A 25,445-nucleotide genomic window follows, 5' to 3' on the forward strand; every position below is an offset into this window, starting at 1 on the left:
ACCTCGCGCCGGGCCTGCTCTCGGAGAGAGCGGCCCGGTGCGGCGGCAGCGGGCGCGTTGCGCCCGCTGCTGCCTCTCTCCCACGACCCGCATGACACGCGCTGACCCGATGAGGACTGCCATGACTGAGACACCTGGAGCTGGACCTTCTTCAAACGCCTGGGGCGTTACTCTGACCGAGCCGGTCATTGTGAACCTGCAGAATAAACTCGTGGCCTTTGCCCGCGAGAAAGACACCATCTGCGACACGATCTACTTTCAGGTGCTCGACCCGGGAGAGGCGGCCGAGAACGACGAGCCACCGCAGTGGAACGGCTGGTATCGCTACGGGTTCTCGCAGAGCGCCCGCGAGGTGATTCACGGGCAGCGCTTGCCCAACGCCGCGCGCCGGGAGCTGCGTCTGGCGGGCATGGACCTGCTTACCCTGGAAGCGGAGAGCGTGGAGGCCAGCCCGGCCGACGCCACATTTCAGATCGTGGTGATCGACCGCTACATGCTGATCTTTCGCCCCTCCACCTCGGGCACCCTCTATGTGGATCAGCTCATGCTCTCGACCAGCAAAGTGGAGGGCGTCGACCATAAAGAGGAGAGCCGCTACGCGCTCAGCCCGGCCTGGGAGGTGCGTTTTCAGCGCAGCGGCGTGCGCGATGTGCCCGCCGGCGACACCGACACCCGCGGGGCGCTCGACCCGGCCGGCTCGCCATTTTTGACCCCGACTCTGGAGCTTATCGGGGTGCAGGGAGCCGAGCATGGCCACTTCGCTGTGGCGCGGGTGCCCACCGAGAATAATGAGCTCTTTAGCTGGTATGTGGCCGTGGCCAGCACGCAGGGCGTGCAGCTCTTCTTCTTTGAGGAGAGCGACGGCCTTGATGTGGATCTGGGGCAGAAGCCCTTTGTGTTGCCCTTGCTGCAACCCACCCTGGCGGGCAGCGAGGTGGCGCTTACCCCCGAAGAGCTCGCCCCCACGTTGGCCTTCTGGGCGGAGCAGGAGCCGGTGGTCGGCGATGGGGGGATCCCGGTGGAGGTGCAGCGTGCCGGGCGTCTGATGCTGGCCTTTGGCGCCGGCGCCCCGGGCCTGGAGCCCTGCATGGTCGTCTATGACTTCGGGCTCACCATCGAGGGGCGCATCGCCGCGCTCCCGGCCGAAGATCAGGCCGTGGTCCTGATCGACGGCACCTTCGACGCCGCCTCCCACACCTTCACCCCCGATCACGACTCGCCGGCGTTTCCCACCCCCGAGCAGCTCCCCGCCACGGTGAGCGTGGTCGACGGGCTGATGGTCAGCAAGGTCGCGCTCGGTCAGGTTAAGGCCCAGCGCGATCCGCTGCTCTGGGTGGGCGAGGATGGGCTTTTGCACCTTTACCACGCCGGACCCAACCCCGACCCGGAGCAGGTGCTCGATACCTGGGGGGCGCTCAATCCCGATCTTCCCCAGGCGATGGTGGCGCAGTTTGATACGCGCACCAGCCGCACCCTCATCGCGCTGGACTGGGATCATCCCACCTCCACCGAGCAGCCCGCGGGTGCGGTCTACATGATTTCGCGCATCAGCGGCCCCCTGATGGAGGGCGCGCAGATCAGCGTGGAGGATGTGGCCGGCCACTCCGACCTCTGCGACCTTCGCATCACCTATCCGGTGGAGCTGGGCTGGTCGAACGAGCGCTGGCAGGGGGTTCCGAGGGAGGTCAGCGCCTTTCACGCCACGGTGAACGGTCGCGCCACCGATGATGCCGCCGACCCGGCAGCGCTCTCCGGGGCGCGGGTTTTTTATGACTACAACGGCGATCAGCCCCTGGTGCGCCTGCCCCTTTTGCGCCTCAACGGCCTGGGGTGGGGCGGAGAGGTCAACGACCCTCGTCTGAACCCGGTGGCGAGTTTTGTGACGACGCGCTCGGAGCTCGCGCTCGGCCGTGTGACCTTTGAAGAGCAGGGCGACTCCCTGCAGCGCCGCCGCGCCACCCTGCACCTTGGCAGTGAGTCCACACCGATCACCCTGGTCTGGCCTGATCTGCCCCAGCACGCCGGCGCCTATCAGGACATCTTCTCCGGGGCGGCCGACAGCGGCGTCTACGACTATGTGCCGGGCCCGGGCACGACCCTGCTCTTTGCGCTGGAGACCGACACCAACGCGCTGCCGGCCAGCGTGCTCTTCATCCCCAAACCCGATGCCGGCGACCTCTCGGGGATGACCATTGCCGTGGCGCGTGCCTCGGCCGGCTCCGATCGCCTCGATGTGAGCTTTACCCTGGGTGAGAATACGACGTTGGTGGAGGGGCTGCCCGCCGAGGTGCACGCCTTTGTGGAGGCGCTGGGGCAAAACGCGGACTTCGCTGCGCTCAAGCTCGCGATCAACAGCCAGGGCGCCGGCGGTCGGGTGCGACCGACCTCGGCGCCGCGCCCGCGCCTCGACCTGCGGGGCTGCGCGACCCTCTTCGACCTGCTGATGCCCGAGCTCAACGCCTCCAGCGTTACCCTTCAAAGCGGGGAGCACTCGGCCGTGACGCAGGGGCATATCTATGAGGGGGATTTCGCGCTGACCGAGATGATCGGGTTTTATGCCGATGGCCCCACCCCGGACGATGGCGCGCCGGCCTTTGTGAAAAACACGGCGGCGGCGCTCAAACGCCACACCACCCGCGGGATGCTCGGGCTGGTCGAGGCCTCCGACCCGGCCCACGGCGGGCGCTGGCTGCGCAAGACGCCCAACATCGCGCTGGCCTTCGAGTCGACCGAGAGCATGAGCGTCCCGGTCCACACCGGACAGGACCCGATTCCCCGCGCCCTCGCGCTCGCCCCGCAACACGCCTGGACTCTGGAGGGCTGGATCAGGCCCGAAGGCAGCGCCATGCGGCGGCTGGTGACCTTCCATCAGGAAAAAGACCTCCCGGCCGGTGCCCCCGAGGCCGACTACCGCGTGAACCTGGCCGGGGCTGACGTGCTCAGTTTCGCGTCGTACGACAAGCAGCCCGACACCCAGGACTCCTCCTTCTTTATGTCGGGCACCAGCGAGAACGCCGACTTTACGCCCACCAGCGACTTCACCTGGGAGTTCTGGGTCAAGCCCGACGACCGGCCCGCGCCGGCCGGCAGCGGCAGCCACCCGCCCCTGGGCGGCGTGGTGCAGATTCAGCACCCGGGCGTCGGAGACCTCCTGGCCATCGGTCTCGATAGCGGGCGCCATCTTGTGGTGCGCTCGCAGAACTCCGACTTTGAGTTCAACCCCGACGTGCGCACCCCCAGCCCGCTGCCGATGGGCAGCGACGGAGCCAGCTCCTGGAACCATGTCGCGGTGGTGGGTCGACGTAACCCCACCTCCGGGACGTGGCAGCTGACCGTGGTTGTCGACGGCATCCTGATGGTCGAGTCCCCCGAGCTGGAGTTTATGGACACGGCGGGCTCCTACATGATCCTGGGGCGCAACGACGACCAGGGCGCCAGCGTCTTCGGCGAGCTCTTTGATGTGCGCTACTGGGGTCGTGCGCGCAGCATCAGTGAGATTCGTGCCGAGTGGTTCCGAAGCCTCACCGGGAATGAGGACGCACTTCTCGGCGCCTGGCCCCTGGCGGCCCTGGAGACCCGTGATGGCATGGAGTATGTGCGTAATATCGCTCGGAAAACCGGCGAGTTTTGGGACTGTGAGCTGACCGAATCGTCGGACCAGGCGGTGGATATGGTCCCCGATAACGCCAAGCTCTCGCTGATCGCCAGCGTGGCTGGCCTGCCGGCGCAAGAGGCCGCCGGGGTGGTCATCAGCGGGCGCTGGAACCATATCGCGCTCACCTTGCAGAAGGGCGGGGCGCTGGAGCTCAACCCGCCGGATCGCTTTGCCCTGGAGCGCTACGACTGGGCCGAATGCACCGATGTGGAGTTTGAGCCCGGGCTGGCCTTTGCGCTCGATACCTGGGTGGTGATGCCCGAGCCGATCTCGGCCAAAGCGACGATCCTCTCGCAGTGGGCCTCCGATCTCAGCCCGGAGGATCAGTCCTACAAACTGGAGGTCGACACCGAGGGCAACCTCGTCTTCACCGTGGTCGTCACTCAGACCATGAGTGGCGAGCGCCACAAGGTCAGCATCACCAGCTCGGGCGTCAACATGCTCGATGGCAAGACCCACCACGTGGCGGCACGCTACCGCAGCGTCGACGCCTCCCAGGACGATGACCTCAAGGGGGTGGCCGAGCTGGAGCTCTATGTCGACGGCGTCAACGGCGGCAGCGCGCCGATTCAGGTCGGGCGCGATACCAAAACGCTCAGCGACGTGACCACCGTGCCGGTGCAGGGCTCCACCAGCTCGGTGACCCTGGGACGGGCGTATGTACCGCCCACCGAGCGCGACTTCACCGCCGGGCAGAATTTCTTCCGGGGGACGGTCGGTCGGCTGCGCTTCTGGAGCGCCTGGGAGGACACCCGCCAGATCTTCTCCGAGCAGTACCCCCGCGACAACATGCCGACGCGACCCCGTACGCTCACCGCCGAGTGGAACTTCCACGAGCAGGAGGGGCGCGTGGCCGCGGACATCATCAGCGGCAGCGACTTCACGCTGAACACCTCCGCACCCTGGGCGGCGATGCGGGCGACCAGCGAGGTGAAGTTTGTGATCAACGGCGCCAACGTCGGCCTGCTGATCAAACCCGACGCCTCGCCAGCGAACACCGAGACGGCGCAGTTCGCGCTGGGACGCCCGGTGAATCAGTCCGAGCAGGGCTTTAAGGGCGCGTTTGGCCGCCTCTCCCTCTGGAGTCGGGTGATGACCCCCACCGAGCTCGCTTCGCGGCGCTTCTCCCCGCTGGTCGGCGATGAAGTGGGGCTTCTGGCGGGCTGGGATTTTGCGCAGCGCGAGGGTCTGGATATCACCGGCGGTGGCAACAACGCCGACCCCATCCCCGGGGCCGCGCGCTTCTCGGAGCAGCCGGTGCCCATCTCCAACGAGGGCGGCGCGATTCGCAACGTCTACGGCGAAACGGTGAGCTTCTACCATCGCTCGGCCACCGGACGCTTCGGCGTGGGCGCCTATGCGATGAGCGAGCAGACCGAGACCGGACCGCGCTCGGCGCTTCACCGCTCGGTGATGCTCGACGCCAACAGCTCCCCGCTCGAGCCCCTCTACCTTGGCGAGCTGCAGCTGACCTACATCGGCCAGGTGCAGACCGAGCCCACGCTGATCGGCTACATCGAGGGCGCCCCGCCGGTGCCCTCCGAGAACCTCACTCGCCCCTACTACCTCTCGCCGGGCGGTGGTCCCTTCATGAAGTATCTGGACACCACCAAAGTGACGCTCTCGCGGGCGGAGTCGGAGTCGATCTCCTTTAAGTCGTCCACCACGCGCTCGGTCTTTCTGGATGTGAGCGCGCAGTTGGGCCCCTACTGGTCCTATGAGCTGGGAACACTCAAAGGGTTTATCATAGATAAAGCCGTCTCTGCGGAGACCTCTGTGCTCTTCCAGGGAACCGTGAACTGGAAGTCCGGACGCGAGGAGGCTGAGGGGCTTTCTGCACAGTGGAATCGCACCACGGAGGATACCCAGGGCGTCACCGGCGACTGGGAGCCCTTTGAGCCAAATCCCGAGAACTACCTCAACCCCGAGGTGGGCCGCAGGTTTGAGGTCAGCAACGTGGGCTACGCGCTGGTGGAGTCGCTCACCGCCGATATGTACGCGATGACCTACCGACCCACCGGGGCGGCTGTGGGTACGATCGTGCTTCCCAACCCGGCGATTCCGCCGGATCAGAACATCCTGATCTTCCCGATCCGCGACGGCTACACGCACGCCGGCTCGCTTGATGGGCGCATCGGTCTTGTGGACGACCCCCGTCGTGGCGGCGACCCGCCCGGGCGCGCCAGCTACTTCAAACCGGTGCAGGCCTACGCGCTCGCCAGTCGCATTGAGGAGCGTGCTCAGCAGGCCCGTGCGAAGATGCTGGAGATCGACATCACGACACGTGGGCGCACCTCCCGCACCGATCTCAGCGATGTGGCCGCCCGCATGCCGGTAAACTTCGACGTTGAGCCCGCCGAAGAGCGCTCCATTGCCATGCCTGCCCAGGGTATCGTCAACCGCTATGTCTGGTCGGCCGACGGGGGACTTCACGCTGAGTCGATGTCCTACGCTGCAAGCTCCTCGAAGGTGTACAGCGGGTTTAATCAGATCGGGGGTGGCGGAGGCATCGCGGTGTCTTTTCAGGCCCCGGTGGTCAAAGGTGGGTTTGATTTGATGGCCGGTGGCCATGTTGAGGTTTCGATGGAGCGAGACCACTCCCTCTCACAGGGCATGAGCCTCAACGTCTCGGTCGATGGCGAGGGCTACCTGCGCGCCTGGGACCCGAGCGGCACCCCCGACTACGGCAGCGCCCCGGGCGCCTACCGCGAGGGCACCGCGCCGGGCAAAGTGCATATGTACCGCTTCATGTCCTACTACCTGCCCCCGGAGCGCAAAAACGCCACCGATTTCCAGTCGATCGTCGACAGCGAGTGGCTGCAGCTCTCCAACGACCCCACCGCCCGGGCGATGCGCGAGATCAATCTCAATAACCCCGTCTGGCGCGTGCTCCACCGCGTCACCTACGTCCACCGTGAGCCGCCCAAGACCGCCTCTCGCCCCGTCACCTCGGCGGTCGACACCGCCCGGCTGCCCCATAACCTGGAGGGCAACGAAGACCTGCTGATGCTGATCCAGGAGCAGCTCGGCCAGAACGACGCCCCCACCCCCATTGAGGTCGGGCAGGCGGTGAGCGCGGTCATCAACCCGCCGCGTGTCGATGGCAGCTACCCCGACTCGGTGCTCGAAGGCATCGTTCCCTGGTGGCGCACCTTCCTCGACCAGGCTCGCCCCGATGCCGATGGAAAAATCCCCAACAAAGCGGCTGCCCGCCAGCTCGATACGCTGATGCGCCGGGTGGTCGACTACTGCCTCAATGGTTACGCCAGCGGTGCGCTGCCTCTGCCGCCGGCACCTCAAGGCGGCCCGGAGGGGCGGCAGTCGTTGCATAGCCAGGCCCGGAGCGCCGGGGCGCCTCGGGAGGTGGAGGGGCTGGTGTAAAATAAAATGGGGAGCGGGCGTTGGGGGGCGTCCGCTTTGTGGTCAGGTGGTTGTGTGGTCAGGTGGTTGTGGGACGCCGGGGTTTGCGCCGCCGAGCGCCCCAGAACGACGCTGGCTGCGCTCGGGTTATGGGGTTCGCGTTGTGGTTGGGTGGTTGGGTGGTTGGGTGGTTGTGGGACGCCGGGGTTTGCGATGCGGGTCGATTTGAGTGCACCCCCGGCGGCTCACGCCTTTCGAGTACGAGCCCGAGCCCGAGCCCAGGCCCCCCAAAGCGATGCATGTCCCTCGAAAGCCGGAAGGTTCCGCCCACCTTGTGAAAAATTTGCGCCACATGCCGGAAGGTTCCGCCTCTTTCGTGGTCGTGCATCAAAAAAAGGCGGAGGGATCCGCCCCCCGGGCGAAATTTTTCTCTCGAAAGGCGGAAGGTTCCGCCCACCTTGTGAAAAATTTGCGCCACATGCCGGAAGGTTCCGCCTCTTTCGTGGTCGTACATCAAAAAAAGGCGGAAGGTTCCGCCCACCACGCGAAAAATTTGCGCCACATGCCGGAAGGCTCCGCCTCTTTCGTGGTCGTACATCAAAAAAAGGCGGAAGGATCCGCCCCCCGCGCGAAAATTTTCCCTCGCATGCCGGAAGGATCCGCCCATCGGGTGAAAAATTTGCGCCACATGCCGGAAGGTTCCGCCTCTTTCGTGGTCGTGCATTACAAAAAGGCGGAAGGATCCGCCCCCCGGGCGAAAATTTTCCCTCAGATGCCGGAACGCTCCGCCTCACCCCTCCAGATTCACGCGTCGCAACAACTGGGCGTTCAACGCCACGATGATCGTGCTGGCGGACATCAGCACCGCCCCCACCGCCGGCGAGAGCAGAATCCCCCATGCGTAGGCCGCGCCCGCCGCCAGGGGGAGTGCCACAATATTATAGCCCGCCGCCCACCACAGGTTCTGCACCATCTTTCGCCGCGTCGCCTTCGACAACGCCACAATCCGCGGGATGTCGCGGGGGTCGGAGCGCACCAGCACGATGTGGCCTGCTTCCACGGCCACGTCGGTGCCCGCGCCAATGGCTACGCCCACGTCGGCGGTGGCAAGCGCCGGGGCGTCGTTGACGCCGTCGCCGACCATCGCGACCGTTTTGCCCTGGCTCTGGAGCTCTTTGACCTTGTCGGCTTTGTCCTCGGGCAGGACCTGGGCAAAGACCCGGTCGATACCCAGCTCCCGGGCCACCGCGTCGGCCACCGCCCGGGAGTCGCCGGTGAGCATGGCCACCTCGATGCCTCGGTCGTGGAGCGCCTTTACCGCCTCGAAGCTCTCTTCGCGAATCGCGTCGGCGACGGCAAAGAGCGCCACCGCCCGCTCGCCATCGATGAGATAGATCGCCGTCCGGGCGTTCTCTCCGGCCTCGGCGGCCGCTTCGCGCAGCGCGTCGGGCATCTCCAGGCCCTCGACCATCCTCGGCCCGCCCATGCGGTACTCCTGACCATCGACGGTGGCCACGACGCCTTTGCCCGTGATGTTCCGAAAGTCCCGGGCGTCTGGAACCTCCAGACCTCGCTCCCGCGCGCTCTCCACAATCCCGCGTGCGATCGGGTGTTCCGACTCCGCCTCCACACTCGCCGCGATGCGCAGCGCCTCGTCCTCGCTGAGTCCCTCGGCGACACGCATCGAGACGACGCGAAACTCCCCCAGGGTGAGTGTCCCCGTCTTATCAAAAATCACCGCGTTCAGGTTTCGGGCTTCCTCCAGCCCTCGTCGATCCCGCACCAGCAGCCCGGAGCTCGCGCCCATCGACGTGGAGATGGCCACGACCAGGGGCACCGCAAGCCCCAGGGCGTGGGGGCAGGCGATGACCAGCACGGTCACCACCCGCACGACGGTGAAGGTGATGGAGGCCCCCACCAGCAGCCATACGACCAGCGTGATGAGCGCCGCGCCAATGGCCACCGCGGTGAGCCAGCGCGCGGCGCGGTCGGCCAGCACCTGAGAGCGCGATTTGGAGTCCTGCGCTTCGGCCACAAGGCGCATGATCCCTGAGAGTTTGGTGTCCTCGCCCGTCTGCGCGACCTTCACGCGCAGCGAGCCCTCGCCATTGACGGTGCCCGCGATCACCTCGTCGCCCTTGCGCTTGCTCACCGGCTCCGACTCCCCGGTGATCATCGCCTCATTCACACTGCTTTCGCCCTCGGCGACCGCACCGTCGACGGGCATCCGTTCCCCGGGACGCACCAGCACCAGGTCGCCTGGGGAGAGCTGGTCGACGCTGACCTCCTCGCGCTCCCCCTCGACGATGCGCATGGCCTTGTCGGGCAGGAGCTTTGCGAGCTCCTTGAGCGCGCCTTCCGCGCTGGCGATCGAGCGCATCTCGATCCAGTGGCCGAGCAGCATGATCGTGACCAGCGTGGCCAACTCCCACCACAGTGGCGAGGCGTCGAAGCCCAGCTCGACCGCCACGCTGAAGACAAACGCCACGGTGATCGCCAGCGAAATCAGGGTCATCATGCCCGGGAGTTTTGATTTCAATTCTCCCCAGGCGCTCTTCAAAAAGACCCTCCCGCCATAGAAGAAGACCACCGTGCCCAGCACCGGCTCGATCCACGACGAACCCGGAAAGCTCGGCGCGGTGTAGCCCAGCAGATGCTGGATATGCTCCGACCAGAAGACCACCGGCAGCGTGAGCAGAAGACTCAGCCAGAACGTGTCGCGAAACATGGAGACGCTGTGGCCGGCGTGTTTGTCGTGAGCGTCGTGTTTGGCGTGGTGGTCGTGGGGCATGGGGGGCTCGCGGTGTAGGGGGGGCGTCTGGGGCGTTTCGGGGTTCGCTTTGTGGTTGGGTGGTTGGGTGGTTGGGTGGTTTTGGGGCGCCGGGGTTTGCGATGTGGGTCGATTCGTGAGGATCTACAGGGGTATGCGGACGACGCGCTGGTGCTTAGCTTCGCGGCGGTCAATACCCCTTTCACTACGGAGTCAACTATGAGCAGCTTTGGAAACCCCGACTACGGCATCACCGCGACCCTCAAAGGCGTGAGCTTTACCGACGCCATCGAGCGCACCGAGGCGGCCCTCAAAGAGGAGGGCTTCGGCGTGCTGACGCGCATCGACATCAAAGACACGCTGCGCAAAAAGCTCGACGTCGAGCATAAAAACTATGTGATTCTCGGGGCCTGCAACCCGCCGCTGGCCCACCAGGCGTTGCAGGCCGAGGCCCCTATCGGGCTCTTGCTGCCCTGCAACGTGGTGGTGACCGAGGATGATGAGGGCAACGCCATCGTCTCGGCGCTCGACCCGGTGAAGATGTTCTCGCTGGTTGAGCGCGACGATGTGCAGCCTGTTGCTACGGAGGTCAAAGCGCGGATGGAGCGGGTGATCGGGGCATTGCAGGTTGACTGACTTCCCCGCACTCCCCCGGGCGCATCCTCGGTGCGCCTTTGAGACAAGCGTGCGCCGTTCCGGCGCACGCTTTTCTTTTGGAGTTGGCTCCGGAGGTCAGGCCCCGCGGGCATCCTGACCGTCACTCATGCGCCGCCCATCATCGGCATCATCGGGCACTGACCCTCCTGCTGCATCATCCGGGCGTGGTTCTGCATCATCTGGTAGAGCGCATCGACCTGGGAGGCGTCGGCGGGGGTAAAGGTCAGTCGCGCCCCATCCTCAATGGGTTCACTGTTGAGGGTGACGCCCGCCATCATCTCCATCATCTCTCCGCGCATCTGCCGATGCTCTTCGCTCATCTGCTCGTGGTGCATCTGGCCGCCCTCGCCATGGCCGTGGCCCTGGTGCATCTGGCCGCCTTCGCCATGCATCTTCGCGTGATGCTCGGGCATTCTTTCAACGCGCGCGCGAAGCTCCTCGACATCGCCGGTGGTGGTGAAGTCCATCGCCACGGCGTTATCGAGGCGGACGATCTCCCGGGTGGTCCCCTCAACCTGCATCGGGCACATCTGCTCCATGCGATTCTCCATGCCCTCCTGCGGGCTGGCCTCGGCGTTCTGAACTTCAGTCTGAGCCTGCTGAGTCTGCGTGCTCATCTCCTCGCTCCCGGACGTGCCGGGGGTGCTGCACGCGCTCAGGCTGATAAGGAGAAGGATTGAACATACACCGCTGAACATGTGCTTTTTCATAGCATGCCTCGTGGGAAGTGATGTTTCATGGATTCGATACGTCGCTTGCTTCTCTTTCGCGCGCGGAGGTCCTCCAATCCGGGATACGTCGTGCCGGTGGCTGCGTTTGGTGCGCACCAACTCTTGGAACGAGAGCGTCGAAGGCAAATGTTCAGCGCTGCGCGGCGCCTCCGGTTGATGGTGCGCAGCGTGGCCTGCAACCCGCCTCTGGCCCATCTGGTCCTGCTGGCCGAATCCCCCATAGAGCTTTTGCTGCCCTGCAACGTGGTGGTCACCGAGGACGATGAGGGTAACGTCATCGTCTCGGCGTTCGACCCCATCAGAATGTCTTTGCTCATTGATCGCGATGACGTGCAGCCGATTACTGACGACGTTAAAGCGCGGATGGAGCGGGTGCTCGCGGCGGTGGGGGAGGGGTGAGGTAAATCGCGAACACCCAAACAGAAAAACCCTCGGAGGCATCCGAGGGTTTTAAAATTTGCGATAGAAGGATGTCTCAGCGCGCTTTGCGCTCGACTTCGACCACACGAATCGAGAACGCGGTGTTACCACGGTCAGCGACGCGCTGAACGCGATACGAGACTTCGCCGTTAAGCACACGCTGCGAGGAAGCGCTGATCTCGTCGAGGATCGCCAACGCTTCCTTTTCGGTTAGCTTTCTCTCGGGCTTGGGGGAGCTACTCATGTGGGCCTCCTGGGTGTGGAGAACGTCGTCTCCGGGCTGGTAAGTATAGGCGCAGTCAAAGTGGCAGAGAAGGTCATATTGAGAGTGTAGACTTCACTTCACAGCGGCCTCCCCCGGCGAAAATCCCCGCAACCTCAACCCGTTCCCCAGCACAAAGGTGCTGCTTATCGCCATCGCCCCGGCGGCGAACATCGGCGACAAAAGCACGCCGAAGACCGGGTAAAGCACGCCGGCGGCCACCGGAATCAAGGCGGCGTTGTAAGCAAAGGCCCAGAACAAATTCTGTTTGATATTGCGCAGCGTGGCCTGCGAGAGGGCGATGGCGTTGGGGATGCCGCTCAAGCTCCCGCTCATCAACACCACGTCGGCCGCCTCAATCGCGATGTCGGTGCCGGTGCCAATGGCCAGCCCCACGTCGGCCTGGGCCAGCGCCGGGGCGTCGTTGATGCCGTCGCCCACAAACGCGACCTTGAGGCCCCGGGCCTGCAGGCGTTTGACGGCGTCGGATTTACCCTCGGGCAAGACTTCAGCGAGCACCTCGTCGATGCCCAGCTGCGCGGCAATCGCCTCGGCGGTGCGCCGGTTGTCGCCGGTGATCATCGCCACCTGAAGCCCGAGCTTTTTCAGCGTGCGAATCGCCTCGGGCGTCGATGGTTTGATCGGGTCCGATACGGCGAGCACTCCTGCGAGCGCGTCGTCGATCACGATGTAGAAGGGCGTTTTACCCTCGGAGGCCAGGCGTTCGGCGTCGTGCGCAAAGATCGTGGGGTCGAGCCCCAGCCGCGTCACGTAGCGGTCAGCCCCCAGCGCGACCTGTCGCTCGCCAACCCTGGCGCGCACGCCAAAACCCGCCTCCGCCTCAAAGTCGCTCGCGGGCAACGCGGGCAGCTGTCGTGCGGCGGCGGCCTCCACAATCGCCCGCGCGATGGGGTGCTCCGAGCCCCGCTCGACGGCGGCGGCCAGCTGCAACACCTCGGCTTCGTTAATGCCACTCTGAACAAAAAAATCGGTGAGGGTGGGGCGACCCTCGGTCAGCGTGCCCGTCTTGTCGAGGGCGACGATGTCGGCCTCTTGCAGGGTCTGCAGGGCGTCGCCCTTGCGGAAGAGCACGCCCATCTCGGCGGCTTTGCCCGTGCCCACCATGATGGAGGTGGGCGTGGCCAGGCCCATGGCGCAGGGGCAGGCGATGATCAGCACCGAGACTGCCGCCACCAGCGCCGAGGTCAACGCCGGGGCGGGCCCCAGCCACAGCCAGGCGCCGAAGGTCAGCGCGGCCAACACGAGCACCACCGGCACAAAGACCGCCACCACCTTATCGGCCAGCGCCTGAATCTGCGGCTTGGTGGCCTGGGCCTCCTCCACGGTGCGAATGATCTGCGCCAGCACCGTATCGCCGGCGACCCGCGTCACCCTGAACAAAAAGGTTCCGTGCCCGTTGATCGTGCCGCCCACCACCTGGGCCCCTTCGCGCTTCTCGACCGGCAGGGGCTCCCCGGTGATCATCGACTCATCCACATAAGACGCCCCCTCCACGACCTCCCCGTCCACCGGCACCCGCTCGCCAGGGCGCACCCGCACCACATCGCCCTCGCGAACCTCGGCCAGGGGCACCTCCACGTCTTTGCCGCCACGCACCACCCGGGCGCGTTTGGGCTGAAGGCCGACCAGGCGGCGAATCGCCTGGCTTGTGCGCCCCTTCGCCAGCGCCTCCATGTACTTGCCGGCGAGTATGAGCGTGATGATCACGGCGGAAGCTTCGTAGTAGACGTGAAGGGAGGCGGCGGGCAGCACCCCGGGCACAAAGGTCGCCACCACCGAGTAGCCGTAGGCCGCGCTCGTCCCCAGCATCACCAGCGTGTTCATGTCGGGGCTTAAGCGCCGCAGCGCCGCCCAGCCCGCGCGGTAAAAACGCCACCCGGGGCCAAATTGCACGGCCGTCGCCAGCACAAAAAACACCATCCAGAGCGTCTGCCGCTCAATGACGCCCATCAGCCAGTGATGCGCCGCGGGCACCATCATCGGCACCATCTCGAGCAGCAGCAGCGGCGCGCTCAAAAGCGCGGCGATGCCCAACCTCCGCCGCAACTCGCCGAGCTCCTCTTCGCGCGCGGCCTCTTCCACCGCTCCGCGATCCTCCTCGGCCAGGCGCGTCACCCCGTAGCCGGCCTCCCGCACCGCGGCGGCGATGGCCTCCAGATCGATGCGCCGCGGCACGAACTCCACCGTGGCCCGCTCGGTCGCCAGGTTCACCGACGCGCCGGCCACGCCCTCCAACCCGGCGATCGCCTTCTCCACATGCCCCACGCACGACGCGCAGGTCATGCCTTCAATTCTCAATGTTTCGGTGACGTTGCTCATGCTCAAAGCCCTCGCACTGCAAAAGATGGGATGGTCACTCGCGCATCAACGCGCTTCACCCCTGCAGACGCAGGCCCCCCCGGCCGCTTACACCGCGGCGATAAAAAAAGACCCGCAACCACCTCGGTGGCTGCGGGTCTTTTTCAATCCCTAAAAACCTTTGTGTGACGCGACCTCAGTGGCTGCAGGTGCAATCCAGACACCCCGCGGCCGCACACGCCCCGCAGGTCTCCTCAATCCGACCCTTGAGCTGCTTTCGCGCTCGGTGTCGCCGCACATTCAGATTGTTGGTCGTGATGCCCAGCTCGGCGGCCAGCTGCTCGGTCTCGGCCTCGCCAAGCTCCACGGCTTCGATCATCTCCTGATACTCATCTTTGAGCGTCGGAATGAGCTTGTGAAAGCACTGGCAGACGTTTTTGCGCGCTGCGGGCGTCTCCCTGCTCTCGGCCTCCCGGGCGTACTGATCGACGTACTTCTCCCGGGTCGTCCGACGACGCTGCCGATCGATGATGGCGTTGCGCAGGATCTGATAGAACCAGGCCACGACCTTCGCCTCATCATCGAGCTGATCCAACGAACCCATCGCCCTGATGAGGCTGTCGTGCAGGATGTCCTCAGCGGTCTGCGCATCGGAGACGCGGGAGCGCACAAAGCCCAGAAAGGCGTCGCGATGCTCCAGAAGCGTCGCTTCGAGCGCGGCGTTTGCAGCGTTTGAAGTGGGGGTCGTCATGGAAGGGCCTCGTTGGTGGCGGGGCGGTGCGCTAACACAAGGTTCAACAATTTTGGGCGTTCAGCTCTTTCTAGCCCTCGATTTCGCCGACCACCTCGTAGTCCGCGTCCACGATGGCTTTGGAGATGGCATCCAGGGTTGTGGCGTCCTCGCGGAAGGCGACGGTGACCTGTTCCTTATCGAGGACGACGGCGACCGTCTCGACGCCCTCAAGCGCGCCCACGGCCTTCTCGACGTGTTTGGCGCAGTTTCCGCAGCTCATGCCTTTGACGTGCAGGGTTTTTTGGGTGGTGCTCATGGTGATGCTCCTCTGGGTTCGGTGTGTGTGGGCGACGAATCGCCAGCTTGCTCACGGGCCTCGGCGCGTGTTTTAGCGCGAATCTCCGGCGGTGCGAAGGCGCGCAGGCCGGGGTTTTCGGTACGAGAGACGCGCGCCGGCGGGGGAGGTTACAGGGAGGTGGGGATTTTTTGGGGCGTCGGGGGTTTGCGGGGTTGGGAGGGTTGTGAGGGCGTTTGGGGGTTTGCTTTGTGGTTGGGTGGTTATGGGGTTGTGTGGTTGTGGGACGCCGGTGGTTCGCGATGTGGGGCGATTTGTGAGGGCGTTTGGTGGTTTGCTTTGTGGTTGGGTGGTTATGGGGTTGTGTGGTTGTGGGACGCCGGGGTTCGCGATGTGGGGCGATTTGTGAGGGCGTTTGGGGGTGAACGAGGTCGAGCCCGAGTACGAGTTCGAGTTCGAGTTCGAGTACGAGTCCGGGTGCCACCTTCCATTTCACTCCGCCCCCCGACCGAATCGATCACGAACGTCTCGCGACCCCGCTCGACCCACACGCCATCTTCACCGTCGGCGTTTCGCGACCCCCTCGACGGGTAGCGGGGAGGCACCCGGTGCCTGTTTTGACCCCCTCGACGGGTAGCGGGGAGGCACCCGGTGCCTGTTTTGACCCCCTCGACGGGTAGCCGGGAGGCACCCGGTGCCTGTTTTGACCCCCTCGACGCCCCGTTTGGGGTATGCCGTTAGCGTCAGGCCGTCCCTTTCGGGCCATCAGCGGAGCGTGCGGGACCTGAGGCGTTACTGCCGCACGGAATTCTCCCGCTGAAACTCCGATTTCGTCACCACCACCTCAATCACGTACGCCATCCCATCGAGCTCAAACGCCAGCGACGTGGCCTCCCCCGGCGCGACCTGCGCGTCGATAGCCTGCGCGTGCGCGATCTCCTCACCGACTTTGCCTTCGAGCGAGCCGGCGAGCGCGATAGCGTCGCCCACAAAGGTCGGCGTCATCTGGAGTTGGAGGTGAATCGGGCGCTCGCCGCCACCGCGTTGGCTCAACGTCACGGGTTTGCCCGGCATGGTGCTGACCTGCGGAGTCGACGTCACCTCCCCATCCACCTCGATGGTCATCGCGACGTGCAGTTGGGTGTAGCGGTTGGCGTCCGCCGGCGGCGCGTCGGGGGCGTCGGCGGCCGGGGCTGGTGGCTCGGCGGCGGGTGACTCGGAGGTGGTCTGCTCAGTGGCAGCCGAAGTGCCGGCGCGTGAATTCGACTCGGAGGTGGAGCAGGCAAGCGCGCCGGCTGCCAGGGTGAGGGCGCATAAAGCGCGGACGTACATAGCGGGGAAAAGAGGTGCGAATTTGGTGGGCATGGTGGGTCCGTGGGTGGCAGGCGCGTAGGGCGTCGTCGCGCTCTCGTGGGAGTTGAGGGAGACGCCAGTATGGCGAGGATCTCTCTTCCGGGAGGGGGAAGCGCCCCATATCCAATGGTCGATGGCGCAATCGTGCGACACAGGGGCGTGAGCGCAAGGAAAATGGCGTCCGGAGCGCCCCGGTACGGACGCACTCATAGTTGGCGCTGGTCGACCCATCGTCGACCTGCTACAAAGTGTTACGCCTCAAGAACATCACCGTTCCGGGTGGGGCCTTGGTTACTTAGAGATTGGCAGAGCCGCGCGTCGTCGTATGCGCAAAGGCCTGCTGCTATCGCGTAGTAAGGACGTGCGATGCTAGATCCCAGAGAGCTTCAACGCGGGCATTGGGTGGGCTCCATGCTGAGCTTTACAGGAGCGCTGCTAAAGAGCCCGGCATTCTGGCTTTCCTGGGCTCTTATGCTAGCGCCCGGTTTCATCTGGCCGGTGGCGAGTACCTCCACGAGTTCCGCGCCCCTGACGGACGCCGAGGTGTACACGGCGCTGGTCAATCTCAGCGCATTCGTGGGGCTCTTTTTTGTGGCTCCCTTCTTCATCTTCCGCCGCATGAACGCCGAGCTCATGCGGCGTCGTGAGCTCCAGCAGCCTCTTCATGTGAATCTGGAACTCGTGACAGGCTCCGAATACACCTTCGAGCTCGAGGTCGCGGATCTGGTCCCTCGTCTCGAAGAGCGCGCCGCCGCCCGCGACAGTCTGCGACGCAAGATCCGCATGGTGGAGCGCAAAAACGAAGGCGCCCGCGGCGCCGCCGCCGAGGCCAACGAAGACCTTCTGGCCCACTACCGAACCGACCTGAAGCGCAAAGAAGCCGAACTCGACGCCATCGCACGCCGCTACCACGCCCCCGACGTCGAACTGCGCTTTCGCATGCGCGTCACCAATCCGGACCCCTACCGCGTCGCCCGCGTCCTCGAGATGTTGGCCGAGCTCGACGGCATCTCCGACACCTGGGAGCTCACCCGCGTCGGCGCATTCGAGCTCGATGGCGACCGCGTCACCTTCCCGCTGAACCTGGCCCCCGGCGAGTCCTTTGTGGGCACGCTGCGCTACATGATGAAGCCCCCGGCCGGCATGGATCAGCCCGACTACGCGACCCTCATCAAGCACATTGAAGCCAAAAGCATCTCCACCCTGGTCGCGGTGCATGTCGACGATACCTACGACGACATCGCCGTGACCTACGAGGTCATACCGGTGTCTATGCGCCCGCTGGGAGATGCGTTGCGGTTGCATTGGAAGAAATCGGTGTATTTGGGAGGGCAGGGCGCATCATGATGACCACGTTATCCCATAGTCAGTCCTTCCTTCCGTCGTTCCCGGGACACCACGAGATGTGGCAGACCCACGGCGATGCGGTGGGCCGCAGCAAAGACGACCTGAGCGGTTGGCTGCGCGAAACGTTTTTCAAAGATGCGCATCGCCCGATGTACGATAACGCGCCGATCTACTTCCCCCTCTCGTCGAGCTCTAAGAATTTCGTGGCCCACGTCAGCATCCACCGCTGGGGCGCCAACACCCTACGCGCGCTCCTCGCCCAGCATCTTTTGCCCGAGCAACGCGCGCTGGAAACCCTACGCGACACCCTCCGCACCACCCTCGACACCGCCGACGGCTGCGACCGCTCCCAGGCCGACCGCCGCCTGGACGACACCCTCAAATTGCTCGACGAGCTCGGCGAGTTCATTGTGCTGGTGCGCCAATGCGCCGAGTTCGGCCCCCCACCCACCGACCCCAAGTGCCCTGAGCGCGAGATCGACGCCCCCTACGATCCCGTGCTCGACGACGGCACCATGATCAACGCCTCCGCCCTCTGGCCCCTGCTCGACCCCCAGTGGAACTACCCCAAAAAGTGGTGGAAGCTCCTTGCCACCGAAAAGGGCTACCGCGGCAAACACTTCGACTGGTCCAAACTCGCCGCCCGTTACTTCCCCACCCGCGTGGACGCGAAGTGCCAGGAAGACCCGTCCCTGGCCGTCGCACACGGCGTGTTCTGGAAGTACCACCCGGCCCGGGCGTACGAGTGGGAGCTTCGGTTACAGGATGAGATTGGCCCGGAGTTTGAGATCGAGGAGGATGGAGCGGGGGTGGCGAGGGAGAGGTTTATGAGGGAGTTTGGGGGGGAGGTTGAGAGGATTTGGGACGAGGAGTATAGTAGAAAGATGAGAAAATCATAAAAGATAGAGATTGAAATGAACAAAATCGAAAATTAACTTGGTGGACTTATATAAGTGTATGGTGGAAGTTGTTATGAGCGAAGATTCCGTAAAAAACCCATCTGTCATCGTTAGAGACGAACTGCAAGAGTGGGCAACTAATTTAGTTCAGCACGTAACTAAAGAAAGAGATGTTGAAACGGGAATCGTTGATCTGTTACTTGGTGAGCTTGGTTATAGCCATCTTGTAACGTACAAACAAAGTGTGACCTTGAGCGAGCTTCGGATAGGCTCCGGCACTGCAAGAGCTAGAAACGTAAACTTTATAGCCGATTACGTTCTAGGAAATTCAAATGAGTGGAGAACTCCAGGAAAGCCCTGGGCAGTAATAGAAGTCAAAAAGAATGAAGCAAATATTACTGCAACACGAGCACAGGCACAATCCTATGCCGACTATTTAAAAGTCCCATATTATGTACTGATTGATAATCTTACAATTATTTTATACCAAAGAAGGTTGACTGTTGAAGATAAAGATATTTTTACTATTAACCTCGACCCACAGAATCTTCAAAATGAATGGGAAAAATTTGCGCAACTACGTCAGTATCTTGATATAAACAACCTCAAAAATGAGTGTGTCCGAATACGTAACGTAGAACGTGAAACAACCGATTTTTATACGACAGCTCTTTTGCAATTGCCGGCACAAAAAAACGAAGTGATTTTTCGTAAAGTTGAAGATGCTTGGAAGTGTAGTCATACTGAAGAAGAACTATTAAATGCAGGTTTTTGGTGGGGAAATCCGGAAAAACACGGGGCACGTGCTAAACGAACAGTTAAAATTGATGGTGAGCTAGATATTAACTCTAAGATGGCTAAAGTCATTCAGCGCCTTCTATTACATTCTGGCATAGTTTCGTTAAGCGTGTCGCATCAACTAAACTTATGGGAGCGTTTTTTCGAAAACAAATGGAAACTTCTAAACATATCTTCGACAATAAAAATTATGGCCCTTCAGTCAATTTCCATATTCCGCACGGAACACATAATCGAGGATATTGAGTCTCTCGCGAAGAGAATTGACAGTAGCCTAGACGAGTGGTGTGTAAGTTGTGTTTTGTGGTTTTCAAATGAAATGTTACATTGTCGTGATTGCCATTTAGCAAACGAACATCAAGGAACTTGGACAAAAATATACGAAGAACATACGTATAATGAAGTTTTGAAGAGCGAGCAAGAGTATTTTACTCCAATGTTTTTACGCGCGATGCTTCAACCCGTTGAAAACACGGCTGAAAGACGTAGATTGGGTGAACCAGCTTTACTTATGGGACCTGAGACAATTCGGTTTCTTGCGGACGGAGCATTCTTTGCGATTTGTCTTTCTCGAGAATTTAAATCGATTGAGCTATATAATGTATCTGAAGATGGTGTTAATAATTTAAGCATCGGTGAAACAAAAATTCCATGTGGTGTAATTCATACACTACCCGTAGTTGGCTCCAGCGGTTTGGTGTATATTGAAGATCTTTTTCGTGAGGATGCGGCGATATTGGGACTAACTCGTCTCAATTTATCACTGCCCTCAGATAGCCAGATTGGTAACCTTAGGTCTTATCGTGGTAGCGAGATAAGTATAGATGAAAAGCCATTGTTTTGTGGCGTTACATTTTCATTAGATCATAATACTCGTGTAGTAATGAGGGCACAAGGTTGGGCAGGGTTCTCGTCAGCAATACGAAAGCAAGTTGATGATCAGCTTACAAAAAGGAGTAATTCGTGACCATTGATGAAATTGATAACCAAAGCCCGTGCTATATTTTAAAAAACGGTTTGGCGAGACTCGGATATTTTCCGATACGTTATAGTTCAACGCCAGAGGCTGCTATACTCTCTCTTTTGGATGAGGATGATAGTAAATGGATAGATGAACGCTTAACAATTTTTCGATACCAGCATAATGAAGAGATAGATGCGCCTGGTCGAACTGACTCTATTCTTGCAGTAAGTAACTTGACTGGATATTCATCTGAATCATTGGAGAGTTTCGATAATTTACACCGGCTTCTACTACTTGCTGCACGTGTTGTTATTGCCATAATAAATAAAAGAGAGGATGTTGTACTTCTTCACCTTTGGTGTATTGCTCCTCCTGGCACCACCGAATCAACTTGGTGGAGAACTTTTCAGTCTCGGTTACGTAGAGATGATCGTTTTTGCCCAAAAGATATATGGCTGCCCTCACCTGCGCCTGATAAGTGGGAGGACGAAGCGGTAGATTTTTTCAAAAAAGGGCCTCTTGCAACCCCGTGGCAATCAGTAAGTGATCGAGATGAAAGTGGAATAAATTTACTTCAATCACTCTATGAAGGCTCAGAGTGTAGCAAGTTAAGTCGGAGCTTTATTGAAGATTTCGACAAGATTGTGCGTGGCTTGGGCACATATGATGATCATGAAAACGCGGCTATACAGCTTTTCGAACTTTTTGGTCTTTCAATTGATTGGAGTGATTTAAAATGAACGATTCAACTGGTAACAAGCAGAAAGGTGTTCGTCTAAAATCCGTTTCTATAACAGGAATTAGGGGTGTAGGTTCAGAACCAATTGAGTTTAGTTGTGGTTCCGACGTTACTATTCTAACTGGAGCAAATGGTCTTGGTAAATCAAGTATTGTAGCGGGCATACAATTATCGCTTACTAACCAATTGCGGAGGAATGGTGTTGATTTAAAAGAAAAAGAGATTCGCAGTAACGAAATTAATAATGATGAATCGGTTTCGGCGGCACTTGAATTTTTGGATTTAGAAAGTGAAATTGTCCGTTCTGTTTGGGAAAGTAATAATTCTAATGAGCATAAATGGCAAGCGGAGGAACTTTGTAAATTATGTTATGATGAGAGGGTTGATCCTGCGGTGATTTCTAATAGATTTTTGCTCACCCATTTCTTGCCTCAAACCTGGGGAGATCAATTTCATCATTTAAAACAAGGTGACCGCCAAAGAATGTTGTTAGAACAGGTTCGAGTATCGGACCTTAGTTTGGGTCTTGATTCTTTAAAAAGTAATCGTCGAGTTGGCCGCGCAATTATACAACTAAAAGACAAGCTCATTTCTTCAAAAGAAGCAGCTGAAAATAGATTGACGTCTTGGACTCGAAGCGTGAATCGTTGGAATGAACAAAAACAACAGCTGGCACCTTTAGAAATGTCTTCCAGAGAGGGGCTTGTCTCCTCGCTTCAAGAACTGGCTAAATCATACAACATTGATTCACAGTCAGAAGATATTAGGTTGCTTTGCCAGGAGTTAAACAATGTTATCAGTTCAGAAAAATTAGAAATACATCAATCGCTCGATAAATTAAACGACGCCCATTTAGTAGCACAAGACTGGGAAGAGCAGGTTGAAAGTCATTCTAATAACAGTAAAGAACTCGGTGAATTTAACGCAACGAAAGGTCAAATATTAGATGAGTTGTCCAAGTTAGAGTCTTTGCTAATTAGAGATGCTAAGGACGCGGCGGAGGCGTTTCGTCTTGCTCAAGAACAAGTGGAGCAGTGTGAATATAAGGAGAAGGTTGCCACTCAAGCGCTCGAAAAATTACGTGAAGCAAACGATGAGCTTACGGGTATATTGTCTCAACTACGGCAACGTCATATCCATATAAATAACGAAAGTTTTGAAGTATGTCCCGTTTGTGACTCTGAGTTTGAAATTGGTATTCTGGAAGGAAAAATTTCGGGGAAATTGGCTCATAATTTAGACTCGAGTTTGTCGGAAGCAGAAAGTTATTTGAAAATTTGTGTGTCAGAGAATCGTGCTGCTCAAAATAGAAAAATTGAGTGTGAGACTAGGCTTGATAGAATTGATTCAGAGATTTTGACATTACAATGGTTAGTCGGTCCATTTTCGGAAACGGAGTCTATTTCAACGACCAAACTAAATGACTTGGTTTCAAGTCCTCGATTAGCTGAATACCCGATTGAGTCATATATTACTCAGCTTCGGAAATTACGTGAGCAGATAAAAGTGTGTCATTCTATAATCGAAAAGCAGCACAAGGTGATATCAATTGCCTTAGATGTTTGGCGAAAAGCCGACTTGCCTGACAGCCCGACACCGTCAGTCTCTGAGGCAGAATTAGCTTCAGCGAATAAGCGTAATAATCGTGTTAATCAAGACCACCAGGAATTTGAGCGCATTGTTAGTGAGCTTGAAAAGTTTAAAAGTCATGAAGCATTGGATGCTTTATGGAAGCAGCTTGTTGACGACGCATCAAAATTAGGTGTGATAACTGATAATAGGGACTCCGGCAGATTAGAGACACCAGTTTTTGATGATCAGACGTGGTTGAGCCAAGTTAGTGAGGTGCTTTCTGAGCTTTTCAAACAAGCAGCAAACAATCTTAATGAGTTTGAAACACAATATGATCGATTGAAAATTATTACGACCGAAGTAGGAAGTAATGTTGATGCTTTAGATAAAATGCTGATTGAGGCGATCGCTCCGATTGTTGACGATTTCCTTCTAGCTTTGGTGCCTGACTTGTTTGGTAGAGTAGCATTTCGTCATCTTAAATCAGGACCTCAGATCGAAACAAGAAGTAGCCCTGTGAATATGATTTTATCGGAGGGAGAGCAAAGGGCTCTTTCAATTGCAATTTTGTTAGCTATGCATGTTCGATTTGATTGGTGCCGGTGGCGCGGTCTTATCCTTGATGATCTATTTCAATCTACAGATGTAGTTCGCGTGGCGGCTCTTTTAGACGTTTTGGCTGGCCTATCGAGTCATCACAAAAGCCAATTGATTATTACCACGCACGATTTTAATCGCGCGGATTGGACCGCTCGACGTATGATGAAATCTGGGCTTGATGTTGCTCGGTATAACCTGGTTCAGACGTCATCTGGGGGCGTGGAGGCCCAAAAGGTAGTTTTTGAGTAAAGAAGCAGGTTAGTTTCCGTATGGAATTTGAATCGTTTTGGTTGTCCCGCAGTTCGCTGTTTTGTATAAGAGGTGCTAAATGAGTGTAAATAGTGATAAAGACTCAGATTTTAGTAAGTTGGAACATATTAAATCGAAGGCCTTACGCGCTATTGGCGAAATTCTTCCCGTGGAATCGCCTAATAATTATTCAGGTTGGGGCGATCGAACTAACGCTGGTCGTGACTTGCCCCCACAATATCTCGTCTATTTTCTATTAATAAAACTGCTTAGATTTCCATATGTTGGTCGCGATGAAAAGGTAGCGTGGACAGTCCCAATTAAGTTTCAAGAGCGGGTATTTGTTATTGAGCACAGGAAGATGGGGCTGGGGGTTTTTACTCAAGATCCTATAGAGAATAATGAACTTGCTATTAAAATTGTTAAACATATTCATAGGGCCGTGAAAGCTGCGCGCCCGTATTTTGATTGGTTAGCGTCTCAGGCCGTTCAGAATTCTAGTGTTAGTGTGATCAGCAATTCTCCGCAATTATTTGCTCGATATGAGTTTTTATTAGACTCATATCGAGCAAAACGTGAGGAAATGGTTCGTCGCAAGGATGAAGTAATTGTTACGAAGGTTAATACGCCTTATGGGGAGTTAGATGAATTCGATTATCCTCGGTTTCGATTAAAAAAAGAATCCCATTGGTTGGCGCTTTCGGCGGTCGAGGCATTCTTTAGTTGGACTGAGCATGTTTTTGTTCATTTAGCTATTTTGACCGGTAAAATATCGACTGGGCATGAGGTGACTCAGCTGGCCCAGGAATCGTGGGTGGTAAAGTGTAACACTGTTTTAGATCTTTCAAACAAAAGGGATAAGGTTAACTATGATAAGTTGTTGCCTATCCGAAGGGCGCTTAGAAACTTTATTGCTCATGGTGCCTTCGGTAAGGATGGCTCAGCGTTTCTTTTTCATTCAAGTGCCGGTGCGGTCCCTGTAGTTCTCCCTCATCAGCTGGGGAGTCGAAAGTTTAGGGTAGTTAGTGCGACGTATTTTGATGATGAAGCCGCGTTTGACATTATAAATGATTTTATTGCGAATATGTGGAGTGGTGATCGTTCGCCAGCAAGGCTTTATATTGAAGATGGCGGTCGCGATCTCATTTTACCAATGGCAAAAGACGGAACGTATGCTGAAGCTATGCGTTCTGATCATGATATGGCAGAATTTGTCGAAGCGCTTGAATATCAGTCAGATATCGCGGCAAATATGGATTGGTAGTTCGTGAATGAGAGTTGTAAGTGGATACTTCTGAAAAGGTTTTAAATCGTTCAGTAAAAGAACGTGTGGAAAGTGGTTTTACATCGCAGCACCTCCTCCACGAACTCACCCACGAGCTCCGCCGCTCCGGCCTCCTCGTCTGGCTCGACCCACACGCCCATTTCACCTCTTTTGTGGACCGTCTCGCGGAGTAAGTACTCGCCAGAACCCACCGACACACCCACATCCCCGCTGATACGTAAGTACTCGCCAGAGCCCACCGACACACCCACATCCCCGCTGATACCGTGACGGCTCAACTCAGACTTCAACGAGGAGCCCTCATGGACCACCTGATCGCAAAAATCGACGACCTCAAAGCCCGCGCCAAAACTCGCGACACGATGCGCTACCCGCGCGCATTTAAAGATGATGCGGTCGAGCTGGTATCCGAGCTTAGCGAGCAGGGGTGGACGCAG

17 protein-coding genes are annotated in these 25,445 nt (G+C 59.0%); 9 read left to right on the forward strand and 8 right to left on the reverse strand.

Annotated elements, in window-relative coordinates; genetic code table 11:
* Positions 1-121 precede the first annotated feature (121 nt).
* A complete protein-coding gene (locus EA187_RS14275; protein ID WP_127780709.1) occupies positions 122-7,036 on the forward strand; it encodes a LamG-like jellyroll fold domain-containing protein in 6,915 nt (2,304 codons plus the stop codon).
* Positions 7,037-7,805: 769 nt separating this feature from the next.
* On the opposite strand, the gene EA187_RS14280 is transcribed toward EA187_RS14275, so the two are convergent.
* Positions 7,806-9,806, reverse strand: a complete 2,001-nt coding sequence (locus tag EA187_RS14280; RefSeq protein WP_206524371.1) for a heavy metal translocating P-type ATPase — start codon at positions 9,804-9,806, stop codon at positions 7,806-7,808.
* A gap of 198 nt (positions 9,807-10,004) precedes the next feature.
* Here EA187_RS14280 and EA187_RS14285 point away from each other — a divergent pair, with 198 nt between their 5' ends.
* Positions 10,005-10,421 (forward strand): DUF302 domain-containing protein, encoded by a 417-nt coding sequence (locus EA187_RS14285; protein ID WP_115606833.1) that lies wholly within the window; start codon positions 10,005-10,007, stop codon positions 10,419-10,421.
* A gap of 125 nt (positions 10,422-10,546) precedes the next feature.
* Here the strand turns inward: EA187_RS14285 and EA187_RS14290 are convergent, their stop codons facing one another.
* Positions 10,547-11,059: a hypothetical protein gene (locus tag EA187_RS14290; protein WP_127780710.1), complete on the reverse strand. Its 513-nt coding sequence runs from the start codon at positions 11,057-11,059 to the stop codon at positions 10,547-10,549.
* A gap of 240 nt (positions 11,060-11,299) precedes the next feature.
* On the opposite strand from EA187_RS14290, the gene EA187_RS14295 reads away from it, so the two are divergent.
* Positions 11,300-11,572 (forward strand): DUF302 domain-containing protein, encoded by a 273-nt coding sequence (locus EA187_RS14295; protein ID WP_164856284.1) that lies wholly within the window; start codon positions 11,300-11,302, stop codon positions 11,570-11,572.
* Between the two features lie 76 nt (positions 11,573-11,648).
* Here the strand turns inward: EA187_RS14295 and EA187_RS14300 are convergent, their stop codons facing one another.
* From EA187_RS14300 to EA187_RS14320, 5 genes are all read right to left on the reverse strand, one after another.
* Entirely contained in the window at positions 11,649-11,837 is a 189-nt protein-coding gene (locus tag EA187_RS14300; RefSeq protein WP_115606827.1) for a hypothetical protein, read from the reverse strand.
* A 93-nt stretch (positions 11,838-11,930) separates the two neighbouring features.
* Positions 11,931-14,195 carry a heavy metal translocating P-type ATPase gene (locus EA187_RS14305; protein WP_127780711.1) on the reverse strand — a complete coding sequence of 755 codons (2,265 nt, stop codon included), beginning with the start codon at positions 14,193-14,195 and terminating at the stop codon, positions 11,931-11,933.
* Positions 14,196-14,370: 175 nt separating this feature from the next.
* Positions 14,371-14,925: a sigma-70 family RNA polymerase sigma factor gene (locus tag EA187_RS14310; RefSeq protein WP_127780712.1), complete on the reverse strand. Its 555-nt coding sequence runs from the start codon at positions 14,923-14,925 to the stop codon at positions 14,371-14,373.
* 70 nt (positions 14,926-14,995) lie between these two features.
* Complete coding sequence (locus EA187_RS14315) at positions 14,996-15,223, reverse strand: copper ion binding protein (protein WP_127780713.1); 228 nt, start codon at positions 15,221-15,223, stop codon at positions 14,996-14,998.
* Positions 15,224-15,994: 771 nt separating this feature from the next.
* Positions 15,995-16,567, reverse strand: a complete 573-nt coding sequence (locus EA187_RS14320; RefSeq protein ID WP_127780714.1) for a hypothetical protein — start codon at positions 16,565-16,567, stop codon at positions 15,995-15,997.
* A gap of 354 nt (positions 16,568-16,921) precedes the next feature.
* On the opposite strand from EA187_RS14320, the gene EA187_RS14325 reads away from it, so the two are divergent.
* From EA187_RS14325 to EA187_RS14350, 6 genes are all read left to right on the forward strand, one after another.
* Positions 16,922-17,902: a hypothetical protein gene (locus tag EA187_RS14325; protein WP_127780715.1), complete on the forward strand. Its 981-nt coding sequence runs from the start codon at positions 16,922-16,924 to the stop codon at positions 17,900-17,902.
* Positions 17,902-18,801, forward strand: a complete 900-nt coding sequence (locus tag EA187_RS14330; RefSeq protein WP_127780716.1) for a hypothetical protein — start codon at positions 17,902-17,904, stop codon at positions 18,799-18,801. The genes EA187_RS14325 and EA187_RS14330 overlap by 1 nt, the downstream gene beginning before the upstream one ends.
* A 73-nt stretch (positions 18,802-18,874) precedes the next feature.
* On the forward strand, positions 18,875-20,566 hold the full coding sequence (locus EA187_RS14335) for a type I restriction enzyme HsdR N-terminal domain-containing protein (protein WP_164856285.1): 1,692 nt from the start codon (positions 18,875-18,877) through the stop codon (positions 20,564-20,566).
* Positions 20,563-21,303 (forward strand): hypothetical protein, encoded by a 741-nt coding sequence (locus EA187_RS14340; protein WP_127780718.1) that lies wholly within the window; start codon positions 20,563-20,565, stop codon positions 21,301-21,303. Before EA187_RS14335 ends, EA187_RS14340 begins: the two co-directional genes overlap by 4 nt.
* On the forward strand, positions 21,300-23,723 hold the full coding sequence (locus EA187_RS14345; protein WP_127780719.1) for an AAA family ATPase: 2,424 nt from the start codon (positions 21,300-21,302) through the stop codon (positions 23,721-23,723). Before EA187_RS14340 ends, EA187_RS14345 begins: the two co-directional genes overlap by 4 nt.
* Before the next feature lie 79 nt (positions 23,724-23,802).
* Positions 23,803-24,987, forward strand: coding sequence for a hypothetical protein (locus EA187_RS14350; RefSeq protein WP_127780720.1), 1,185 nt, complete (start codon positions 23,803-23,805; stop codon positions 24,985-24,987).
* A gap of 50 nt (positions 24,988-25,037) precedes the next feature.
* Here the strand turns inward: EA187_RS14350 and EA187_RS14355 are convergent, their stop codons facing one another.
* Positions 25,038-25,298, reverse strand: coding sequence for a hypothetical protein (locus EA187_RS14355; protein WP_127780721.1), 261 nt, complete (start codon positions 25,296-25,298; stop codon positions 25,038-25,040).
* Positions 25,299-25,445: the final 147 nt, after the last annotated feature.

The sequence above is a fragment of the Lujinxingia sediminis genome (assembly GCF_004005565.1).
GTDB classification, from domain to species: domain Bacteria; phylum Myxococcota_A; class Bradymonadia; order Bradymonadales; family Bradymonadaceae; genus Lujinxingia; species Lujinxingia sediminis.